The sequence below is a fragment of the Corynebacterium sp. HMSC069E04 genome (assembly GCF_001813175.1).
Lineage (GTDB): Bacteria > Actinomycetota > Actinomycetes > Mycobacteriales > Mycobacteriaceae > Corynebacterium > Corynebacterium aurimucosum.
Genome location: NZ_KV811627.1, coordinates 24,751 through 45,363, shown reverse-complemented (window position 1 = coordinate 45,363; position 20,613 = coordinate 24,751). Strand labels below are relative to the sequence as shown.

General features: G+C 61.7%; 17 protein-coding genes, 1 tRNA gene and 1 other RNA gene. 13 read left to right on the top strand and 6 right to left on the bottom strand.

Features of this window, described 5'->3' with window-relative positions; all coding sequences use genetic code 11:
* Nucleotides 1-2: 2 nt before the first annotated feature.
* Genes HMPREF2896_RS01170 through HMPREF2896_RS01155 form a run of 4 tightly spaced genes read left to right on the top strand, consistent with a single transcriptional unit; the run spans nucleotide 3 to nucleotide 4,179 of the window.
* Nucleotides 3-1,700, top strand: a complete 1,698-nt coding sequence (locus tag HMPREF2896_RS01170; protein ID WP_070524552.1) for a GAP1-N2 domain-containing protein — start codon at nucleotides 3-5, stop codon at nucleotides 1,698-1,700.
* An 18-nt stretch (nucleotides 1,701-1,718) separates the two neighbouring features.
* On the top strand, nucleotides 1,719-2,678 hold the full coding sequence (locus tag HMPREF2896_RS01165) for a hypothetical protein (RefSeq protein WP_010188425.1): 960 nt from the start codon (nucleotides 1,719-1,721) through the stop codon (nucleotides 2,676-2,678).
* Nucleotides 2,678-3,688 (top strand): TRAFAC clade GTPase domain-containing protein, encoded by a 1,011-nt coding sequence (locus tag HMPREF2896_RS01160; protein WP_010188426.1) that lies wholly within the window; start codon nucleotides 2,678-2,680, stop codon nucleotides 3,686-3,688. Before HMPREF2896_RS01165 ends, HMPREF2896_RS01160 begins: the two co-directional genes overlap by 1 nt.
* Complete coding sequence (locus HMPREF2896_RS01155) at nucleotides 3,685-4,179, top strand: hypothetical protein (RefSeq protein WP_010188427.1); 495 nt, start codon at nucleotides 3,685-3,687, stop codon at nucleotides 4,177-4,179. Before HMPREF2896_RS01160 ends, HMPREF2896_RS01155 begins: the two co-directional genes overlap by 4 nt.
* 28 nt (nucleotides 4,180-4,207) lie before the next feature.
* Here HMPREF2896_RS01155 and HMPREF2896_RS01150 read toward each other — a convergent pair whose 3' ends face one another.
* Complete coding sequence (locus tag HMPREF2896_RS01150; protein ID WP_070717031.1) at nucleotides 4,208-5,548, bottom strand: hypothetical protein; 1,341 nt, start codon at nucleotides 5,546-5,548, stop codon at nucleotides 4,208-4,210.
* 58 nt (nucleotides 5,549-5,606) lie between these two features.
* Between HMPREF2896_RS01150 and gluQRS the strand changes: the two genes are divergently transcribed.
* Together gluQRS and HMPREF2896_RS01140 are read left to right on the top strand one after the other, a co-directional pair.
* Nucleotides 5,607-6,548, top strand: a complete 942-nt coding sequence (gluQRS, locus tag HMPREF2896_RS01145) for a tRNA glutamyl-Q(34) synthetase GluQRS (protein ID WP_070444252.1) — start codon at nucleotides 5,607-5,609, stop codon at nucleotides 6,546-6,548.
* Between the two features lie 11 nt (nucleotides 6,549-6,559).
* Nucleotides 6,560-6,895, top strand: coding sequence for a hypothetical protein (locus HMPREF2896_RS01140; protein WP_070444250.1), 336 nt, complete (start codon nucleotides 6,560-6,562; stop codon nucleotides 6,893-6,895).
* 235 nt (nucleotides 6,896-7,130) lie between these two features.
* On the opposite strand, the gene HMPREF2896_RS01135 is transcribed toward HMPREF2896_RS01140, so the two are convergent.
* Nucleotides 7,131-7,219: transfer RNA gene (locus tag HMPREF2896_RS01135), tRNA-Ser, on the bottom strand.
* Between the two features lie 166 nt (nucleotides 7,220-7,385).
* Between HMPREF2896_RS01135 and ffs the strand changes: the two genes are divergently transcribed.
* From ffs to HMPREF2896_RS13165, 7 genes are all read left to right on the top strand, one after another.
* Nucleotides 7,386-7,484, top strand: an RNA gene (gene ffs / locus HMPREF2896_RS01130) — signal recognition particle sRNA small type.
* Nucleotides 7,485-7,565: 81 nt separating this feature from the next.
* Entirely contained in the window at nucleotides 7,566-8,837 is a 1,272-nt protein-coding gene (locus tag HMPREF2896_RS01125) for an aspartate aminotransferase type Ic (RefSeq protein ID WP_010190010.1), read from the top strand.
* On the top strand, nucleotides 8,785-9,399 hold the full coding sequence (locus HMPREF2896_RS01120) for a suppressor of fused domain protein (protein ID WP_080550381.1): 615 nt from the start codon (nucleotides 8,785-8,787) through the stop codon (nucleotides 9,397-9,399). The genes HMPREF2896_RS01125 and HMPREF2896_RS01120 overlap by 53 nt, the downstream gene beginning before the upstream one ends.
* 32 nt (nucleotides 9,400-9,431) lie before the next feature.
* Nucleotides 9,432-12,029, top strand: coding sequence for a DNA polymerase III subunit gamma and tau (locus HMPREF2896_RS01115; RefSeq protein ID WP_083311433.1), 2,598 nt, complete (start codon nucleotides 9,432-9,434; stop codon nucleotides 12,027-12,029).
* Between the two features lie 57 nt (nucleotides 12,030-12,086).
* Entirely contained in the window at nucleotides 12,087-12,467 is a 381-nt protein-coding gene (locus tag HMPREF2896_RS01110) for a YbaB/EbfC family nucleoid-associated protein (protein ID WP_010190004.1), read from the top strand.
* 113 nt (nucleotides 12,468-12,580) lie between these two features.
* The gene (gene recR, locus HMPREF2896_RS01105) at nucleotides 12,581-13,237 is read left to right on the top strand and encodes a recombination mediator RecR (RefSeq protein ID WP_010190001.1); all 657 of its coding nucleotides are present in this window, start codon (nucleotides 12,581-12,583) and stop codon (nucleotides 13,235-13,237) included.
* A gap of 482 nt (nucleotides 13,238-13,719) precedes the next feature.
* Complete coding sequence (locus HMPREF2896_RS13165) at nucleotides 13,720-14,094, top strand: DUF6973 domain-containing protein (protein WP_371325732.1); 375 nt, start codon at nucleotides 13,720-13,722, stop codon at nucleotides 14,092-14,094.
* A gap of 877 nt (nucleotides 14,095-14,971) precedes the next feature.
* Here the strand turns inward: HMPREF2896_RS13165 and HMPREF2896_RS01100 are convergent.
* The 4 genes from HMPREF2896_RS01100 to HMPREF2896_RS01085 all read right to left on the bottom strand — a co-directional run bounded on the left by HMPREF2896_RS01100 (nucleotide 14,972) and on the right by HMPREF2896_RS01085 (nucleotide 20,563).
* Nucleotides 14,972-15,751, bottom strand: a complete 780-nt coding sequence (locus HMPREF2896_RS01100) for a type 1 glutamine amidotransferase (protein ID WP_070645426.1) — start codon at nucleotides 15,749-15,751, stop codon at nucleotides 14,972-14,974.
* Complete coding sequence (locus HMPREF2896_RS01095; RefSeq protein ID WP_070645424.1) at nucleotides 15,744-17,033, bottom strand: Mur ligase family protein; 1,290 nt, start codon at nucleotides 17,031-17,033, stop codon at nucleotides 15,744-15,746. Before HMPREF2896_RS01095 ends, HMPREF2896_RS01100 begins: the two co-directional genes overlap by 8 nt.
* Nucleotides 17,034-17,057: 24 nt before the next feature.
* Nucleotides 17,058-18,608: a DNA polymerase III subunit epsilon gene (locus HMPREF2896_RS01090; RefSeq protein ID WP_070645422.1), complete on the bottom strand. Its 1,551-nt coding sequence runs from the start codon at nucleotides 18,606-18,608 to the stop codon at nucleotides 17,058-17,060.
* 104 nt (nucleotides 18,609-18,712) lie between these two features.
* Entirely contained in the window at nucleotides 18,713-20,563 is a 1,851-nt protein-coding gene (locus HMPREF2896_RS01085; RefSeq protein WP_070717023.1) for a hypothetical protein, read from the bottom strand.
* Nucleotides 20,564-20,613: the final 50 nt, after the last annotated feature.

The window sequence follows — 20,613 nt, the reverse complement described above, 5'->3', positions numbered from 1 at the left end:
TTATGGGCGGCGCCTTTAGCTATGCATCATTTTCCCGTGCCAATGGCCGCGCCGGTGGCTGGGGTGTAGGCCAGAAGGCCGGTGATATCACCCAAGAAGAGTTGGCTGAGCTCGTGTCCTTCGTGCCGACCTCTCTCAACAACGGCACGACGATCCCGGATTTCCCCTCTGCCCAGCAGCGCGCGGAACTGGTTCGCCGTACAGCGGTCTTTGCGCTCACCCCTGAGGCGGAAAAGTGGGTCACCATGGTATCCGTCCCCGCGGGCCTGGATGCGACCGGCCGCGGCGGCAACGTCTTTACCTACACCTCGATTTCGCGCACGGGAACCCCGCCGGCACCGGCGACGGTCCTGTTTTCTCCTGACATCCCAGCACCTTTTTCCATCTACGAGGTGGATAAGGTGCAGATTCCGGAAAAGATCTCAGCGCGCGGACCGTTGCACTCGGACGTGTTGTTGGAAGAGTTTTTGGATGGCGAATTCCGCTACCCAGAGAAGCTTCCCGCACCGTTCAAGGCGGTAGCCCCGAACCCGAATCCGAGCTTCAACCGTGCGCTGGTTTCTGCCATGGCCACAGTGTTGAATTCCCGCAACGGCCTGGTCATCCTCGTGGCCCCTGATAACCAGGCAGCGCTGTGGATTGCTGCCACCGCCCGCGAGGTGGGGGAGGATGGTTTCGGCTTCTCCACTTTTGAAAAAGCCGCCGCCATCAATGAGTTCCCGCTGAGCACCTCCACCATGCTCGTGGTGCCGCCGAGCGAGAAGCAGCGTCTCGCGGAGACGGCGATCCCCGGCAATCCGGTCGTGTTCGCCCTCGATGAGGCCCTGCCAGACGTCAGCTCCTATGCAGAAAATGCCGCGGAAGAAGCTGAGTCTGCGGCTCCGGAGCCACAGCAAGAGCAGGCCGAGCAGCGCACTGTTTCGACACCCATAGCAGAGGAGAACGCTGCAACGGGTAGCGAACCTGCACAGCGAGACGCGCAGAGCTTTGACGATTCTTGGGGTCAGGACCCAGCTGATTTCGGAGCACCTATCGCAGACTCCTCACCTTTTGCGCTCCCGGGTCATGGACCCGCGGGTACTCCGCCAAATCCCCTCGATGCGCCTGAGCCGAACACGGCGCAGGAGAACCCTTTTGCCACGAAGGCGGAGGCCGCGCCGTCAGCTGGTGCAGACACCGCGCCGGCAACGGCGTCGGGCGGCAACGCCAACGTTCCTGGGCTCAGCGCCGAGGAGTGGCATAGGCTCAAGGAATTCGATCCGCGCTGGTGGATCGAGCACCTTGATACCCACCGTGGTCGCTCCATCCAGCTGGCCTACCTCGATAAAAACTCGTTGGGTGAGGGGTTGGACAAGCTGTTGATGTCCGCGATTGTTGCCTCCTGGGTTTTCTACTTCCCGCGGGATTTCAACCTCCTAGCAGAGGATGCCCTGCAGCCCTGGGAGGACCGCGAGCTCGAGCACATCGGATACCTCACCGCTACGCACTTCGCCGGAATCATCGCACTGGATCATTGCGAGCGCTATGCCACGGGGCGCGTCGCCATGTTGCTAGATGGCACGACACAGTTGCTGGCGGAGCGCTCAGCTCCCATGCAGCAACGACCGGGCCCATCGCATTTTGAACCGAACACAGCATGGCAACACCGGGGAGCAGCTCTCGGTGAGCACGGTCGAAACATGGGATTCCACGGAAGGTAAGAGAAGGAAATAAGCGTCATGGCTAAATACACACTGCGGGACGGAGAGTCCCGCCGCATCGGCTCAGACGGCATCCTGCGCGTCGAAGCCTTCGAGATGGGAACCGGCGGCGCCTCCATGGAGCTGGCGATTTTGGGAGAAGGCGTTGATGCCGTGCGCGTCCACGACCTCTCCATCATGGTGCACTCCCTGCCCGAGCGCGCCACCATCGTCGTGCGCCCGAAGCGGAATGGGACCTTCGGCCTGCGCAGCGAGGTCCGCCTGACGGTGAGCAACTCGAGTGATTCGGTGACGTTCCCGCGCGTGCTTATCGACGCCGCCGAGGACTCCGCCGAACGCCTCGCCGAGGTCACCCCGGAATCCGGCAGCTACCACTTAGAAGCATTCGGCACGACCGAAGGCGCCGGAATCACCGATTCCGCCCGCGAGGTGCGCTCCAAGATGCGTCGCGCGGAGCTGGATGTCGCAGGCCTTGATAATGTCACCGTGGTCGTCGATGGTTCCGCCTCCATGCAGATCAATGTCACACCGAAGATCGTCGAGGCGACCGCCAAATATATCGATGCGCTCTCGGATGCCTTCCGGCACTTCCGCGCCACTGATGGGCAGGACAGCATCGAGACCCATAAGGTGGATGAGCTGACCCGTTTCATCGCGGACGTCATTGATAGTGGAGCGGAGCGTGTAGGTCAGCGGCCGTGGCGCTTGCCGACTCTCACCTCCACGTCCTCGCTGGTCATCTACGTCACCGATTCTCCCGTGACTTCCATGCTGGAAACCCAGGTGCCCACCGTCGTGCTCATCACGAGCGCTATCGGACGCCAGGAGCTGGAGCTCGCGCGAATCAACGGAACCCCGGCTCATGTGGCGTACGCGGTGATCGACGGGGACGTCGTCAAGCAGCTCGAATCCGGCGCGAACACGGAGCTTTCGGAATTGACTGACCGCGTCACTGCCATGCTGAAAGAGAGGAACTAATGAGCCAGGCACGTTGCCCGTGGACCTTTAAACCGCTCGAGGATGGTGTGACGGTAAGCCCATACACCAACCGGGAGCTGCCGCAGGGATGGACCGACGCCGTGACACATTGCGTGGCGATGGCCGGCGCGCGTAACTCCGGTAAGTCGCTCTACACCGCGGTGATGATCAAGCAGCTCAAGCAGCTGGCGCACAAGCACAACCGCTCCGTCCAAGCGGCGGATGAATCCACGCGCGAGCGCTACGCCGAGGTTTATGAGAAGCCGCTCTTTGAGGAGATGCGTGCCATGGACCCCACGCCAAGTGCGGTGGCTACCGACGCCTACCAGCGCGACCCACTGATTTTTGAGCTCGGTAAGTGGCCTGATGAACAGGGACACGAGCGCATGAATTACTTGGTCTTCCGCGACGTGGCGGGCGAAGACTTGGAGAACCCGCCAGAGAACGAAGCCGACCGCGAGAACCTCGCTTTCTTCTCCCACGCGGATTTGGTGATTTTCCTCTTTGACCCGCTGCGTGTGCAGCAAATTCAGGACTTTATCCACGGTCTGATTCCCAATATTGGTGAGCTCGGTGCGGATTCCCTGCGGGTTCTGGACAACCTGCTGGCGCTGCTCGATACGGATACCCCGCCGCCACTGGCCGTGACCATCTCGAAGTTCGACACGGTGCAGAAACTTGAGCAGGTGGATGACGTGCGTTGGAAGAAACTCATGGCCAACCGCGGCTCCGCTTTCCGCCGGGATACCGGGTGGAACTTCCGCGATTCGGACCGCTGGATGGTCCACCTTGAAGCCGAATCGCTGTTGCGCTTCTTGGGTGCTAATGACCTCATCAACAAGATCTATTCGGCAGCTCCGCGCGGCGGTAGCTTCTTCGTGGTCTCCGCGTTGGGTGAGGCCCCGACGGGCCGCCAGCTAGCCCGCAGCGGCATTGCGCCCTACCGCGTTCTGGATCCCATTCGTTGGTTGCTGAGCCAACGCGGCGTCTTTGCGCAGGATGTGTCATGACTTTCGGTAGCCCACAACCCCCAGGAACCCCGCCGACAGGCTCGCCTGCCGCGCCCGCACCGGACTATCGCTACGGTGCAGTCACCGATTCTGTCCGTCAGACCCGCCGTGCCGCCGATATGAAGGCGCAATGGGCACCGTGGCCGTTGAAGATTGCAGCGGTACTGGAGGTCTTCATCACGAGCTACGCGGTATACAACATCTGCCGGCTCATCGCCTTTGAAAACAGCCCGGCGGCGGTAAGCCGCACGGACCAGCTCTCCACTGAGCTCGGCGTGTTACTTGCCGTACTGGTTCTCTTGGTGTGTGCCCTCACCACCTATGTGCTGCACGCGCAGCAGTCCGCGCGGATTGCGCTGACCGTTATCAGCGCCATCGTGGTGCTGCTCATTCCGGCGAGTTCGGTCATGCCCGCGTCCATCGCATCGGCGGTGGTCATTGTGCTGCTGTGGCTGCCTGCGAACCGGCAGTGGTTCGGCGGCCAAGCGTGACAAGCCTAGGCCCCGTGCACCGCGGGGCTTAGGCCTTCTTGCGCAGCTCCTCGAGAGCGCGCACATTATTGGCCTTGGCAAAGAGGTTGAACGCAAGGTGGTACATCTTGCGCGCGCGGTCTGTTGCGTCGGCGGAAGAGTAGCGATCACCTAAAAGTTCGGCGACCTCCGCCATGGCGTTTTGCTCCGACGGCGTCGTGGCTTCGGAGACAGAGTGCCGGTCCAAGAAATCGAGCAAAACCTGGGTGGATTTAAACATGTCCTGCGCCTGCAAGCGGAGGCTTTCGGAATACAGGACGGTCCACTTGGCGGATACGGGAAGGCTCTGGAGCTTGAGCGAATCCACGTAGCGCGAGGCCAAGATGTCATAGGCCTCCTCTGGATCGCTGTGGCGAACATCGAGGGCCACGGTCTTGAGCAAAGCATGGAGCTCGCCATCGAGGTCTCCGCAGCGTTGGAACTCGCGGGCAGCAGCGGCAAAGCAGGCCACGCGCTGCTCTAAGTCTGAAGAAGAGTGCTGTGCAGCATCGCTATAGAAGCGGGCTAGCATCACTGCGGGGAGCTGCTGGTACTCCTCGTCCGCCCGTGCGTTGGAGAGGATGGTGAAAGATTGCGTAGCCACGCGCTCGCAGTCGGCGGCAGAATTAGATGCCCACAGCGCGCCCACGGCGGACTCGAGGATGGTGCGGAGGATGTCACCCATCGTGGCCCCTGCGCCGTCGAAATCTCCTCCAGTGACGGCGTCGTTGATAGCCACGAATTCAGCAGCGTGTCCTTTCACTGCACTCGCTTCACCGCTCTTGGCAGATTCTAGGCGCTCTTGGAGCACGGCCAGTGATACATTGCTGTCGGTGCTTGAGGTGTTGCTGGCGGAGCCGGAGGACACCTCCGCGCTGGTGGGGGCGGATTCAGAGAAGTCTTTTTGGCTGGCCGCGGTGCGCGCTGCGGCAATTTCATTCAACGCCGTGTCGTCGCCAGCTGCAGCGGCCTTGGCTGCGAATTTCTCTGCCGCTTCAGTGTTGTTGTTATCCAGCCATGCGCGGGCCACGCGGGTATAGCCGGTAGCCACGAGCGCAGGCTGTCCGGTCAGCGCGCCCAGTGAGGCAATGGTGAGAGAATCGTCGATGTTCTCGATGGTGCCGGCAGCCACGCGAAGGGTTTCGCGGGCTTCTAGGTACTGGGCGGCGGGGACGGCGTCCTCCACGCTGCCCAAGAACCTGTCATCTGCGAGTACTCGGTTGATCTGCTCATCAATGTGGGCGGATTCATCGGTGGGGAGAGAAACCCCCGGCGCCTGGGCTCGCGCGAAGGCGAGCATCTTCTCGGCGTCGGCAGAATCAAGCAGGGGATACGTCGCATCAGAAGCCATGGGGGAGATTCTAGTAGAGGACCCCGACGCGCGCGGGACTCCTCGTAGACTGGTTGCCATGGATTTTCTCAGCCCCGCTGGGCGCTATGCCCCGAGCCCGTCCGGAGATCTGCATCTGGGTAACCTGCGCACGGCGTTGCTGGCTTGGCTCTACGCCCGAAGCAGTGGGCGCCGCTTCCTTGTTCGCGTGGAAGACATTGACACGCAGCGCTCCTCCCGGGAGTCGGCACAACGCCAGTTGGAGGACCTTGCCGCGCTCGGCCTGGACTGGGACGGGGAAGTCATCTACCAGCAGGATCGCTATGCGGCTTATGAGGCGGCGCTGGCGCAGCTTCCTACCTTTGAGTGTTACTGCTCGCGCAAAGATATCCAGGAAGCTTCCCGTGCGCCGCATACTATTCCTGGGCAGTATCCGGGAACGTGCCGCGATCTCAGTGACGCCGAGCGCAAGGCCAAACGCGCCGAGCTCGCCGCCCAGAACCGCGTGCCCGCCATACGCTTGCGTGCTGACGTCTCCTCCTTCACCATCCATGACGCCTTCGCCGGCGAGTACACCGGGGAGGTGGATGACTTCATCTTGCGCCGTGGCGGCCAGCCCCCGGCGGATCCGAGCCAGGGTATGGACTGGGCCTATAACTTGGCGGTTGTCGTTGACGATGCCTTCCAAGGTGTCGATCAGATCGTGCGCGGCGATGACTTGCTGTCTTCCGCCCCGCGTCAGGCCTACCTGGCGCACAAGCTGGGCTATCCGGAGCCGGAGTTCGTTCATGTCCCGCTCGTGCTGAATTCGGACAACGTCCGCCTGTCCAAGCGCGATGGGGCAGTAACTCTCCGCCAGTTACTCGCGGAGCCAGGGCGGGAGATGGGCGATGTGCTTCGCCTACTCGCCCGCTCGCTGGGATATGACACCGAAGGGATTAACACCGCCGCGGACCTCCTCGAACGCTTTATCCCCGATAAGCTTTCACGGGAGCCCTTTGTCTGGGATGGAACGGTGTAGAACGGAGCAGCATGGAAGCCTTTGAGTACGCCCATCTGGAAGACGGTCTGGACTACCTCTATGACTTCTTCGAAGAGGACTTGGAGGAGCGCGTGCGCGCCGGGCGTGAGCTGCTGCCGGCGGGCATGGAAGACATCCTGGGGGATAGCACACTGGATGACTACGTGTGGCTCTGGATCAAAGAACCGGGGCCTAACGGTTTCCGCCAGTACCTGCGCGATGGCGGCTATGGCGAGGCCGAGGTGAAAGAGGCCTTCCTGCTTGCCCGCACCGAGTGGGGCATGAACACCCCGCCACACGTGGAGTGGCTCAAGGAAGACGGCTACGAGGCTCCCGAGTTCGATTAACAGCGTTTGGGTTGGATTGCACGGCTGGCAGACGGGCTGCAAAGAAACCAAAGTACTGAAACCTTATGCGAAGAATCACATGTAATCACCTGGGGTTTTCCGTTTGGGGTCCCGCAAATGGTTCCCCTACTTTGGTTCCTTTGCCCGGGCGGCTTAAGGCTTAAGGGTCTACAGTGCTAAATGCGAGAAATCCCGGACCTCTTAGCGTGATGCTGTGAAGCCCGGGATTTCCCAGTGGCGGAGGATAGGGGATTTGAACCCCTGAGGGATGTGACTCCCGCACGCGTTCCAGGCGTGTGACATAGGCCGCTAGTCGAATCCTCCGCTGAGAAACATTACATGAGCCCCCTAATGAAGCAAAATCGCCAGGTCAGCGCGAAGAACTTGAGGGTTTAGGGGCGCGAGGTAAGAAGTGCGCTTGGAAGCGGAGCGGGAGCCGGGCGGTGGGGGAGCGGTTTGGCGTCGACAAGCAAGGCACGCTAGGCTAGACCGCAGGATTCCGCGTGGCGTCCATCCTCTGAACTCCCCCAGGGCAGGAATGCAGCAAGGGTCAGGAGGCTCTGGCGGGTGCGCGGGGTCCCCTTTTATTTTGTGTGCTTTAACACGGGGGATGTAACGGGGCGTTAGTATGGTTGCCATATGTCCGCACTACGTCCCGGAAGGAAGACGGATGTCTCTTCTTAATCTTGAAAAGTCCGAGCTTACTGAGCTTGCCGCGCAGGTACGCAAGGACTACGAGGCCCTCAAGGCTGAGGGTTTGGAACTTGACTTGACCCGAGGAAAGCCGTCTAAGGCTCAGCTTGATCTGTCCAATGATCTGCTCGTCCTGCCGGGCCGCGGCCACTACACCGATGCCGCAGGCAATGACCTGCGCAACTACGGTAACCAGAAGGGCATCAAGGAGCTGCGTGAACTGTGGGGCAAGCTCACCAACATGGATCCGGAGCTCCTCATCGCGGCGGATTCTTCCTCCCTCAACATCATGTATGACCTCATCCTGTGGGCCTACACCTTCGGCACTAACAGCTCTGAGAAGCCGTGGTCTAAGGAAGAGACCATCAAGTGGATCTGCCCCACCCCGGGATATGACCGCCACTTCGCCATCACGGAATCCTTCGGCTTCGAGCTGATTTCGGTGCCGATGGAAGAAGACGGCCCGGACATCGAGGCGGTAGAGGAGCTGGCCAAGGACCCGCAGGTCAAGGGCATGTGGGTTGTGCCGATGTTCTCCAACCCGTCGGGCGCTGTCATCTCTGAAGAGAAGACTCGCCGCCTTGCAGCGATGGAGACCGGTGCACCGGACTTCCGCATCGTGTGGGATAACGCTTATGCCGTGCACACGCTGACCGAGGACTTCCCGGAGGTTCTGCCGATTCTGGAGATTGCAGAGCAGGAAGGTAACCCGGACCGCTTCTGGGCTATGTCCTCGTCGTCGAAGATCACCTTCGCTGGCTCCGGCGTGAGCTTCTTCGGATCCTCCGCGGACAACCTGAAGTGGTACCTGGAACATGCCGGAATCCGCGGCATTGGCCCGAACAAGATTAACCAGCTGGCACACTACGAGTTCTTTGGGTCCGCCGAGGGCGTGCGTGCGGTTATGCGCCGCCACGCTGCGCTGCTGGCGCCAAAGTTCGAAGCGGTTCTGCGCATCCTGGATAAGAACCTCACCCATCACGAAATCGCTGATTGGACCCACCCGGAGGGTGGCTACTTCATCTCCCTGAACGTGCTGGAGGGCACCGCGACCCGCGTGTGGGAGCTGGCCCGCGATGCCGGCATTCTCCTGACCAAGGCTGGCTCGGCCTTCCCCTACGGCAAGGACGAGAAGGACCACAACATTCGCTTGGCCCCGTCCCTGCCGCCGCAGGAAGAGGTTGAGGCAGCAATGGATGGCGTGGCCACCTGTGTGCTGCTCGCCGCACTGGAGAAGCTGGGGGCATAAGGCAATCAACTCTGACGAGACGGCCTACTGGCTCGACCAGATTATTCCCGCTGAACTGGCGTTTAAGAATGTCGAGGGGCAGCGCTTGGGCTTAGCTTCGCTGGAGGGTGAGCAGTCCCTTGCGGTCACTTGTGGCTTCGCCGACGTCGATACCGGCTTGGCGCACGCCGAGCAGGGGATCGATGTGCGCTGCGAGCTCCTCACCGTCGCCCGCACCAACCAGGCTGAAGCGGCTGCTGCAGTGAGTGCGGCAGCGGCATTGCTCACAGAGTCAGCAGGCTTGCTGCCCGCGCAGCCGGGTTTGCTCCTGCCCAAACTTTTTGCTGAAGGGGACGAGCGCTTCGCCCACGTGAGCGTGCGTCATGGCATGCTCATCGCCCCGTACCTGTGGGGTGGCCAGACCCCGCAGGTGGCGGAGGAGGGCCGCCTGACACTGGTCTGCCAACTGCTGATGCTGAGCGACGCCGAGTACGCCTACGCCGTCGAGGAAGGCGTGCCGGCGCTGCAGCAGGCGGTGGCGGAGCAAGGCATCGATCTACTGGATTGGCAGCGCTCGGAGTGACGTGTCGGGGCGAGACGCTAGACTGACTAACCGTGGCTCTTTACCGGAAATATCGTCCAGCAACGTTCGCGGAAGTGGTAGGCCAAGAGCAGGTCACCACGCCGTTGTCCGCCGCCCTTGATGCGGGGCGTATTAACCATGCCTACCTCTTTTCCGGCCCGCGTGGCTGCGGAAAGACGTCGTCGGCGCGCATCATGGCCCGCTCGCTGAATTGTGAGCAGGGGCCAACCTCAACGCCGTGCGGTGTGTGCGATTCCTGCGTCTCGCTGGCCCCGGGCGGCCCGGGCAACCTCGATGTCACGGAGCTCGACGCCGCCTCCCACAACGGTGTGGAGGATATGCGCGAGTTGCGTGATCGCGCCTACTACGCGCCGGCGGAGTCGCGCTACCGCATCTTCATCATCGATGAGGCCCACATGATTTCCGCCTCCGGTGCCAATGCCTTGCTCAAGGTGGTAGAGGAGCCACCGGAGCACGTGATCTTTATCTTTGCCACGACGGAGCCGGAAAAGATCATCGGCACCATCCGCTCGCGTACCCACCACTATCCCTTCCGCCTGCTGACCCCGCCGGCGATGAAGGGGCTGTTGGAGCGCACCGTGGCCTCGGAGAACGTCCACGTGGATGACACCGTGTACCCCATGGTCATCCAGGCCGGCGGCGGTTCGCCGCGCGATACCTTGTCCATCCTGGACCAGCTGTTGGCGGGTGCCGGCCCTGATGGATTGACCTACGAGGTAGCCCGTCCGCTTCTGGGTGTCACGGACGAGGGCTTGCTGGATAACACGATTGAGGCTCTGGCTAGCCAGGATAAAGCGGGGCTTTTCCGGCTTGTCGACGATGTCATTGAAGCCGGCCACGATCCCCGTCGTTTTGCTATTGACCTCTTGGATCGTTTGCGGGATTTGATGATCTTGCAGGCCGTGCCATCCGCGTTGGAGGAAGGTTTGGTCTCGGCTCCGACTGACCGCGGGGAAGTACTGACTGCCCAGGCGCAGCGCTTCTCTGGCCCGCAGCTGGCCTACCTGGCGGAAACCGTCAACGAGCGCGTGTCCTCCCTGCGGGGAGCGACGTCCCCACGGCTACTTTTAGAAATTTTGTGTGCGCACCTCATCGTTGGTGCCGCCCCCGCAGCGGCAGCGGCCGGTCAGCTACCCACCGCTGCCCCGCAAGGTGCGGGAGCGCAGCCTTCGGCACCCGCAGGGCAGCCCACCGCGCCTGCACAGCGCCAGCAATCTGTGGTCGCCAGCGCCCAGGATCCCGCGGCCGCCGCTGCGGCGATCATCGCGCAGCGCCGCAGCCGTCAAGCAGCAAAGCAAGAGGCCCAGCAACAGCAACCACTGCAGCAACCGCAGCAGGCCGACAAGGCTCAGGAAGCAGTCCAGCAGGTGCAGCAGCCCCCAGCCCCCGAGGACTCGCAGCCCCAAGTGCCAGAGCGTCCTGCACAGCCGGAGGCGCAGCCTGAGCCGCAGCCAGACCAGGCTAAACAGCGCCAAGAGCCGCCGGAGCGCCAGCAACAGGAACAGCAGCAACAGGAGCAGACGGAACAACAAGAACAGGCTCAAGAACAGCATCCTGAGCCTGAGCAGCCGCACGACCCAGCCGCGGAGATTCGCGGGCGGTGGTCGGACCTGCGCGCCACCATTGGCCGTCGCAACAAGGTCGCTGAAATCATGCTTGCCGAAGCCCGTGTCCTCGGCGTGCGTGATGACACCCTGGTTCTTGGGCACACCACCGGTGCGCTGGCGGAACGCATCAATTCTCCAGGCACCAACGAGGTCATCGTGACCGTCCTTCAGGAGGAGCTCAACCGCACCCTGAAGGTCACGTGTGTCATCGGCACCGACCCGAAGGCCCACGGGTTCACGGTGACTGAGCCAGTTCAACGTACCCAGTGGAACCCCAACCAACCGCCACGTGAGGCCGCCGAGCCCGACGAGGAGGCAGAGAGTCCGGAGACTCAGGACAACGCTACTGATTCGCACTCTTCCGAAACTGCGCCAGCTTCCGCAGCCGCAACAGAATCTGATGAGGTCGACAAGACCAGCGAGCCCGAGGCGAAGGAACGCGGCGACGCTAGCGATGACCCGTGGGGCGCGCCGCGTCGGATCGGGCAGCAGGGGCCGTCGTCTGAAATGACGGCGGATCAGCCCCAGTCTCAGCACGGTGCGCGCGAGGAGGCAGGCACGCGACCGGAAGCTGCCCCGCGCGGGGCAGCAGTGCCCCCAAAGAGGGAGGCCCGTGGCAGCCAATGGCGATCACGCATCGCGCAAGCGAGCCAAGTAGCAGCCCAGCGGGATGAAGAGTTTTCCAAGGTTCCCAAGTTTGGCAACGGCGTTCCGCTGCCGCCGGAGCCGGGCCCGGACGAGGGTGAGTTCGAAGCACCACCGGAGAACTACGGTCCGCCGACAGGGATGGGTGGGGCGCCGGAAAGCGCAGGCCAAGCACCTGTCCCGCCGCAACAGTCTGCGCCTCAACAAGCTCCCGCCTCGCAGCCGGAATACACCCGCGCGGATGAGGAACGCGAGATGATGGAGGCCGCGCAGAACGCCGGCGAGATGGACCACCGCAATGCCACGGAAGTCGCGATGGAGCTTCTCGCACAGGAGTTGGGAGCGCGGCGGCTCTAGCGTGGCATCTGTACACTTGGCCCGTAGTGAAAATAACCGTGTGAAAGGATTTTTAGCATGACTGAGAACGACCCGATGCAGCAGGCAAATGACATGAACGAGATCCTGGCGCAGGCCGCCCGCGTCCAGGCTGAGCTGGAGAAGGCTCAGAAGGAAATCCTGGCCGCCACCGTTGAGGGTAGCGCTGGCAATGGCCTGGTGAAGGTCACCATGACCGGTGGCGCTGAGCTGCAGAGCGTGTCCATTGATAAGTCCGTCGTCGACCCGGAGGATATCGATACCCTTCAGGACCTCATCGTTGGCGCCTTCAAGGAGGCTCACGCTGCTGCTGGCCGCCTGGCCCAGGAGAAGATTGGCCCGCTGTCCCAGGGCATGGGGCAGTCCCAGCAGAACTACGATGGTCCGTCCATCCAGGATGTCTTCGGCGGCAACCAGTAAGTCGCGCGTTAGACTTAAAGGCCGTTGTTGCCCTCTTGCGGAGGGCGGCGCGGCCTTTAGTTGTGTCTCCGGCCGTCGCGGTCTAGGGGATTGTTGAGTGAGGGGAGCATTGCGTGTTTGAAGGACCTCTGCAGGATCTCATCGATGAGTTCTCGCGCCTGCCGGGTATTGGCCCGAAGTCAGCGCAACGCATCGCCTTCCACGTACTGCATCAAGACCCAGAGGAGATTGATCGCCTCCAGAAGGCGCTGGGAGCAGTGCGTGATGGTGTGACTTTCTGCCGCATCTGCTGCAATATTTCCCGCGAGGAAGTCTGCCGTATTTGCATCAATTCGCAGCGCGATGCTTCCACCATCTGCGTGGTGGAAGAGCCCAAGGACATTCAGGTTATCGAGCGCACCGGCGAATATGACGGCCGCTATCACGTGCTCGGCGGCGCACTCGATCCGTTGGCGAACGTGGGCCCGAAGGATCTCAACATCTCGCAACTACTGCAGCGCCTCGGCGGCGTGCTACCGGACCGAGAGCTGGCGGACTCCACCCCGGAGGAGCCGCTTTACGACGACTCCCCGGACATCACCGAGGTCATCCTCGCCACCGATCCCAACACCGAGGGCGAGGCCACCGCAGCTTATCTTGTGCGTCTGCTACGAGACTTCCCGGGACTGAAAATCACGCGCCTAGCTTCCGGCATGCCGCTGGGCGGCGACCTTGAGTTCGTCGATGAGCTGACGCTTTCGCGTGCGTTGAGCGGCCGCCTAACGGTTTAAACCGGCGCTTCAGAAAATAGAGAATTAACCGTTGAACTTTTTCGCCAGAGCTTCCATATCGGTAGGACTCATGGGGATTTCGGGTTTGGAAAAACAACTGCGGTAGCTGCCAAGATGATTCGCATAAACGTCCCGACCTGTTCCTGCGGCACGAATCTTGCTGTGGGGACTACTCGCATGGGCTAGTCGGTTTCCGAAATACTTGATTGCCCAGTCGAAATCCTTGAAATCTGGGTCATATTTGTAGGCTGAAATCCTTCCAAGTAGGGCAAAGATCCAATCTGCGCACTGAACTGTTTGGTAAAGATGGCTTTCTACTTCGAGCCGACCCGTACGGTTACTTCGCATCCCTGTCAGCTAATGAACAACGCGCAATCATTGCTGCAGTTGAACGTGCCAGGGTCACTGACATCAATCCTCAGGTAGCGCCTTTTGCGACCGCCCAGTCGGACCCCTACCGGATATATATCCAGGGCCTTGAAATGCTGTCCTGCATCGCGCTGGTCGATGTAGTATCATGCGGCATCGCCAATCAGGCAGCCACAACCGCGAGTATGGAAGCGCAGAACCGGTTTCCTGGCGCCACATCACTCCACAATGGAAAGGGCGATGTTTTTCGGCACTGCTCGTGGAATGCCCTGATGACGATGAGAATCGGTGCAGATGCAGCTGAACGCATTGCTACTAACCACGAAACTGTCGCTCAGGGGCCAGCGGATGAGACCAGCATGGACCTGTATAACAATGCCCAAGGTCGATTTCTTGGATTTGCTTTCGCAAGTAGTGGCGACGAAGCTTCTGCTCTGAACCAGTGCGCCCTCTGGGCTAGCATTGGACTGCTATCTCCACTTTCCTAGGATAGGCACGAGAAGGGGTTTATGTTAATGAGACGCATGATGGCGCGGATAGGGTTCACTAGTATTGTCTCCCTATTACTCTCCTCTTGTAGTTTTGATGACCCATTGGCTTCTCATCTCGCGTCCCTAGGACGATCGGGACATGCAATGCCCGTTACTGAGTCCATCACACTGGAGGAACTCTACGGACCAGAGTGGACTGAGTTTTCGCTCGTGTGCCCATATACTCCGTATCAAACAGTCAAAGAAACACTTATGGCTGATGATCCCCCTGTTCCAGAACACGGCTTCTCCGATCACGAAAACTTCCTCTTTCTTAGAGGAAAGGGCGACAGCGAACAATGGGTGAGGTTCTCTCGACAGGCTCTCGATCTGTGTTCTCCATCAAGTCCGTCTTCTTTAATCATGGAGTCAACGACAGTTGCTCTCACTTTTTCTCTGGATAATCCGGGTAGTGCTTGGATTCTAACCGGCTTGAACAAGTAGTCATATGGGCTCGCTGCTCCTGGGCAGTATCGGGAACACTCAGATTGGGGTCAGCGTGCACGCCCAGGCGATCATCGTCGCGGCCTTGAACGAGCAGTAGGATCGTCTTGATGGTGGCCAGCAACGGAGCATCGTGAACGCTCTGGACGCGTCTACCGCTGCGACTGAAGAGGCCGAAAAGTGGGCGAGGGATCGCCTTCGCCCTGCCGAATAACCCCGGCTAATCCACCCGCGAGGTTGACAAACTATATAGGAACACCCCCTGGATACGCGAAAGCTCGTGTGAACAACACGAGCTTCGGAAGTGGAGCACCTTAGTGCGTCCGTTGCCTACGGTACCGTGTGCCGAAGGTTGTGGTCAATCGGTTCAGTTAGTTACTTCTATTGATATCTAGCGCTGCGAGCGCGGCGGCTCCGAGGCGTTAAAACGCTCGGTGCGCAGCTGGTCAATGGCGGGGATGTTCAAGGGCTCAAGTTCGCTGAGCGCGACTCCCATGGCCTTGGCCAGCAGCAGATCCGCCAGCTGCGGGTTGCGCGCCAAGACGGGGCCGTGCATGTAGGTGGCGATAACGCTGCCCTGTACCGCGCCCTCGGCACCGCGCTGGACGGCCCTGTCGGAGAGGTCCAGAATGGCGGCGGTATCCGCATTGCCGGTTCCGCGCGTGAGCGTTCCCAGCGGTTGGGCGGCAGGCCCCAGGATGGTTGCACCCATGTGGTTCTCAAAACCGGTGAGCGGCTCGGTGAGCTCAGCGGTGATTCCGGCCTTGGTCGGTTCCGTGGATACCTCACCGATAGCGCGCTCGGTCATGGAGGCGGTGGTGGCGTCGATGAGCCCCACACCATCCACCACGCGGCCGGACGCACGGAAGGACTCGCCGAGTACCTGTAGGCCTGCGCAAATCGCCAGAATCGGGCGCTTCGCGGCCGCCGCGCGGGTCAGGCCGCCATCGGCGATGAGGTGCTCTGCGGCTAGAATCTGCGCGGTGTCCTCGCCGCCGCCAAGGGTGTAGACGTCGAGAGAATCCGGCACCGGCTCACCTAGCTTGATGGGCACGATCTCAGCCTCGTGGCCGCGCATGCGGGCGCGCTGGCGCAGGACCAGGGCGTTGCCGTCATCGCCGTAGGTACCCAGGATGTCAGGGAGGATGAGGCCAATCTGCAGGCTAGTCATTCGAGTGCTCCTTTGCTGCTGCGGCGGTGAGGGCCTTCTTCAGATCACGGAAGGCGGTGTAGTTGGCCAAGACCTCGATGCGGCCCTCCGGGCAGGATTGAATAGCGGCGAGTGGGTTTGCGATGAGCTCGTGCGAGATATCCGCATAGACCAAACGCACTGCGAGGTCGGTGCCGCGCTCACCCGCTGCCTTGACGGGAATACCTTCGAAGTCTTCGAAGCGCACGTCCCACAGCCAGGACATATCAATACCGTCGGCGACGTGGCCATTGGCGGCGATGACCAAGCCATCTGCCTCTCGGTCCACCATGGACAGCGCTTCCTGCCAGCCGGCCGGGTTCTTGGCCAGGAGGAGGCGAATCGTGCGCTTGCCCAGCGTGATGGTGGAGTAGCGTCCGGCCACATCATCGACGTCTTCCGCAGCGGCAATGGCCTTGTGGCGGTCCACGCCGAAAGCTTCGACCGCGGCGGCGACGGCTTGGGCAGCATTGCCGCGGTTCGCGCGGCCTGGGAGGGAAAGGCGCAGCTTATCGACGCCCTCCGGGCTCACCAGCCCGTCCTCCGTCACTGCCCAGGTGGGGGTGGGGCGTCGGAATTCGCGGCCGTCGGCAAGCGGCTTGACCGCGTGCCAGTCCTCGCCCTCGCGCACGATGTGGCCCCCAGTGCGCGGGCAAGTGACGGATTCACCCATCCAGCCGGCACCCGCGGAAACCCAAATGACATTCTTCGCGTCATAGGCCACGGAGGTCATGAGGACGTCATCGCAGTTGGCGATGACGAGCATGTCCGGGTGGGCCTCGACGGCGCCGCGCAAGGCGCGCTCAATCTTGTTGATCTCCCCCACGCGGTCCAGCTGGTCGCGGGAAAGGTTCAGCAGCACCAGCGCGGTGGGGTTGAGATTATCCGCGACGTGGGGAACGTGAAGCTCGTCTACCTCAAGGACTAGATGGCTTGCATCTTTGCCGGCCAAGAGTGCGGAGATGATTCCCGCATCCATGTTGTCGCCACCATCGTTGGTGGCCACGGTGTGTTCGGCGCGCACTGCGGCGGCCAGCATGCGCGTGGTCGTGGACTTGCCGTTGGTTCCGGTGACCAGGATAGCCGGGCGCTGCTTGGCCAAGTTCTGCATGATGGTGGGGTCGATGGCATTGGCGATGAGTCCGCCAATCATGCCGCCCGCGCCGCGGCCCGTGGCGCGCGAGGCGGTGGTGGCCAGCGCCGCAGCGGTGGTAGCAACCGCAGTGCGCGCGGAAGAAAACGCGCTTCGGAAGTTAAAATTCATGTTCCCCAGAGTAGTCGGGGGACCTTAGCTATCGGTGTTGTGTGAGCGGTTGTGTCCCGAGTTTTGCTGCTTCTGGTGGTTGCCACTACCGCGGCGGCCACGTCCACCGCGCCGGCGACGGCGGCGACCTTTATTGCCGCCCCTGTTCCGGTTGTTCGAGTCGGAGTCCGACTGGGCGCGCTTGTCACTCGCAGATCCGTCGGACGAAGAGCCCTGGTGCTTCTTCTGCGCGTGTTCCTGCTTGGCAGAGTGCTGAGTACCGGAGGACTTGCGGCGCGAGCGGCGGCGGTTCTTGTTCGTGGAACGATTGCGGTTGGATTGTCCGCTGCTGTGGCGTCCGCCCGAGCTACCCGTTGACTTAGACCCGGATTCTTCCTCTGACTCCGTGGGTTCCTCGATGCGCTCGAGAGCGGCAAGGAAGGCAACGTCGGACATCAGGGGGATGTCCTTGCGGTGAGCGTGCATGGGCTTGCCCACGAGGTTGGTGGTGATGTTGCAGACCACCAGGGACGTTTCTCGGGTGAGCTTTTCAGAGTAGTTGAGCTCCTCGCGGGCTAGGGCGGCGATGATGGTATCGGGGTCCTCGGTGATTTCCGGGGCTACAACGATCTCCATGCCGCGGATGAGCTCCTTGCCGGGCACATACGCGCCAGGGTTGTGGTGCTGGCGGGGCGCTTCAGCAGCGTCGACGCGGACGTGGGAACGCTGCAGCCCAAAACGGTCCGCTCGCAGATCATCCGGTGCTGCACTGCTCAGTGGGCCTGAAGCTTGCGCGCGATAAAGATCCACAAGCAGGCGGGTTGCTTCGCGGGAGGTCTCCTTCTCCGGCTTCTGCGCACGTTCGACGCTGGCCGTGGGGTCAGGCGCCGGAAGGCCGGTATCGCGAGCAACTGCTGCCAGACGAATATCGGTGCCCCACACGCTTTGGCGACGAGCCGTGGCGAGGGTATCCACGATCGCCACTGGGGTGGGAACGTGTCCCACCTTGAATCGGCGGCGCCGGCCCTTGCCGCGGTTGCGATTGCGCGCGCGGTTTTGGCGGGCGGCGGCGGTCATTGCGCGGCGTGCCTCTGAGACGATGAAACCCCAGGTGTAGGGGGCGTCGTGGACGATGAGAGTGCGGCCATCGATGAGCCGGTCCAGTGGTTTGAGGAGCATGGAAAAGGACTGTCCTGCCTGGACTTCCTCAGCACTGAGACCGTGCAGGTGTTTAGGGCCTGGGTCCTCGCCCGGATTGATGACGGCGTGGAACTCTTGGCCGATTTCGCCTTCGGCGTTGAGGGTTAGCGCATCCACAGTGAGCAGTCTGCCGGTGGAAGGGTGGATGCCGGTGGTTTGGATGGTCAGCGCCACGAAGGGGAAAGCTGCGAGGGCTTCCTCGCGGGCGGTGGCCTTGTCCTTGTTGTCGTCCTTGTGCGGCTGGGCCGTTTGTTGCTCATTCCCGGTCTGCTTTTGGGCAGCCTGGTGCGGGCGTGGTCCCGGCTTCGGGGCGTTGGTGTTCGGTGACGCCGCGGCCGGCGTCCCTGCTGCGCCAGGCTGCGCTGCAGGCTTGGTGGGGCCGGGTGTCGTAGTCATTGTTCACAGTTTAGTACCCAACTGCGAGGAAGCTGGAAAGGGCACACGTGAAGCGGTGCGAACCACCTAAATGGAAGTAAGGGTGGCGCTACGCGCTGAGGTGACTAACCGAATTCGATGATGATGACCCAGCCGTCGCGGTCAGGCGTTGGCTCTGGAGTTGGGTCCGGTGTGCGGCTTGGTTCAGGAGTGCGCTCTGTGCTCGGCTTTGGCTTGGGCGTTTCGCTGGGCTCGGGCGTGGGCTCAGTGGTCAGTTCCGACGTTGGTGTCTCGCTCGGTTCGGGAGAGATCTTTGGCGTGCTGCTCGGTTCGGAGGTGTGCTCAGGCTTCGGCGAGGACTCAGTGGTCGGCTCTGAGGTGGGCGTTTCGCTCGGCTCGGGAGAGGACTCGGTGGTTGGCTCTGACGTGAGGGAATCGCTGGGCTCGGAAGTTATCGGCGCAGCCGTGGTCGACGGAGCTGGTTCAGACGTACGTGGGGTAGCCGTCGGAGTGGTGTTCGGAGCCGCCGAAGTTGGGGTCGCCTTCTGAGTCGGCGTAGAGCTAGGTTCGCTCGTGCGCGTGGAAGGGGTGTTCTTCTCCGGCTCTTCGGGCTGAGTCTCTGCTTCCGGCGTTGCGGGCACTTCGTGGCTGCTGCGAGGGGAAGGAGTCACTTCCTCAGGCGCAGCCAGCTCTGCATGTTGAGTGGGCTCTGCTGGTTCAGTTGGCTCAGGCTGCCCGGTCAGCTCAGTTGGCTCTGCCGAGGCGGAGAAAGCAGTGTTCTCGATGGCGCGGGATGTGGTCGCAAGACTGTGATGCTCAGGGCGGTGAATCCCTGCGGCGGTGCCTTCGGTCTCCTCTTCTGCCCAGGCGGAAGGTTCGCTGTCAGCTTCTGCATCATTGGCCGGGCTCGGAGCCGGCAGCGACGTGGTATAGCCCTCCAGAACCGAGTCGGTGACATGGTCATGGGCGGGATGCATTGCGCGCACTGAGGAGACAAAGCTAGCGGTGCCGCCGACGAGTACAGCGACACTTGCTGCGCAGGCTAGCTTGAGCCCGGTGCCAGCGACAGCGATCTGGGTTCCAGTCGTCGCGGCAGCCCCAACTGAATTCAGGGAGAGGGCTTGTGCACCCTTTGTAACAGCGGAACCAGTGGTCTGTGCCGCACCCGCTGCCTTGGAGCTGCCGATAGGTGCGATTGTTGCGTGTGCCTTGGCGGTACTTGCCGCCGTCGCGGCAGCCGCTCCCGCGGCAGCGGCGATGACGCCTGCGGTTTTCACCGCAAAACTGGTGTTTGGTGTTCCATCTTCGGTGTAGAGAGTTAACGTTGGGGCTTCGGCATCTGGGGTGAAGTAGGCGCGAGCAATTGCGATGAGACCCTCGTGTTTGAATCCCGTGATGGTATCGCTCAACTGCGAGGCTTGATCGCGCGGAATGGTGGCGACGAGTTCGTCATCTAGGTGAACCTCGATGGCACGGCGGAAAAAGTGCCGGCGGTTGGACAAGCGCACGAGGAGATGGGCGGGGTGCTTCGGCAAAGAGTGCGTGGTCGCCGAAAAATCAGTGATATGCAGTGCGCGGTCACCGTTGAGCATGCCCCAGCGCTGGGCTGGGGGGATATTGAGGGGAACGCACAGGCCTGGTTCGGGGAGGAGAACCTCAAACACCGGGATGGATTCCTCTGCCGCATCTTCGCGGAGCGCGATCTCTGCGGTGGCCTGAGGAGTTAATCCCGCACCGATGATCGAGTCCAGCTCTGCATAAGCGGCAGACTGGGAGGCGGGAATGACGCCGACGATTTCCCCTCCATGCCGGACACGGAAGCCGGAGCTGGAGTGCCCACACAAGGTAACGGGGAGATGGCTATTTTCTGCTGAAGAGAACAGCTGTAAGAACATCTCTGGGTTGACGGCGTCAACCGTAAGGCGGCGGGGTTCACCAAAACCACGGTGGGGGACCACGTAGTTGGTGACCGTCATACTATTCGCCTTCGTTACTCGTACCGTGCCGAATTCGCTAGGTGTGAAAC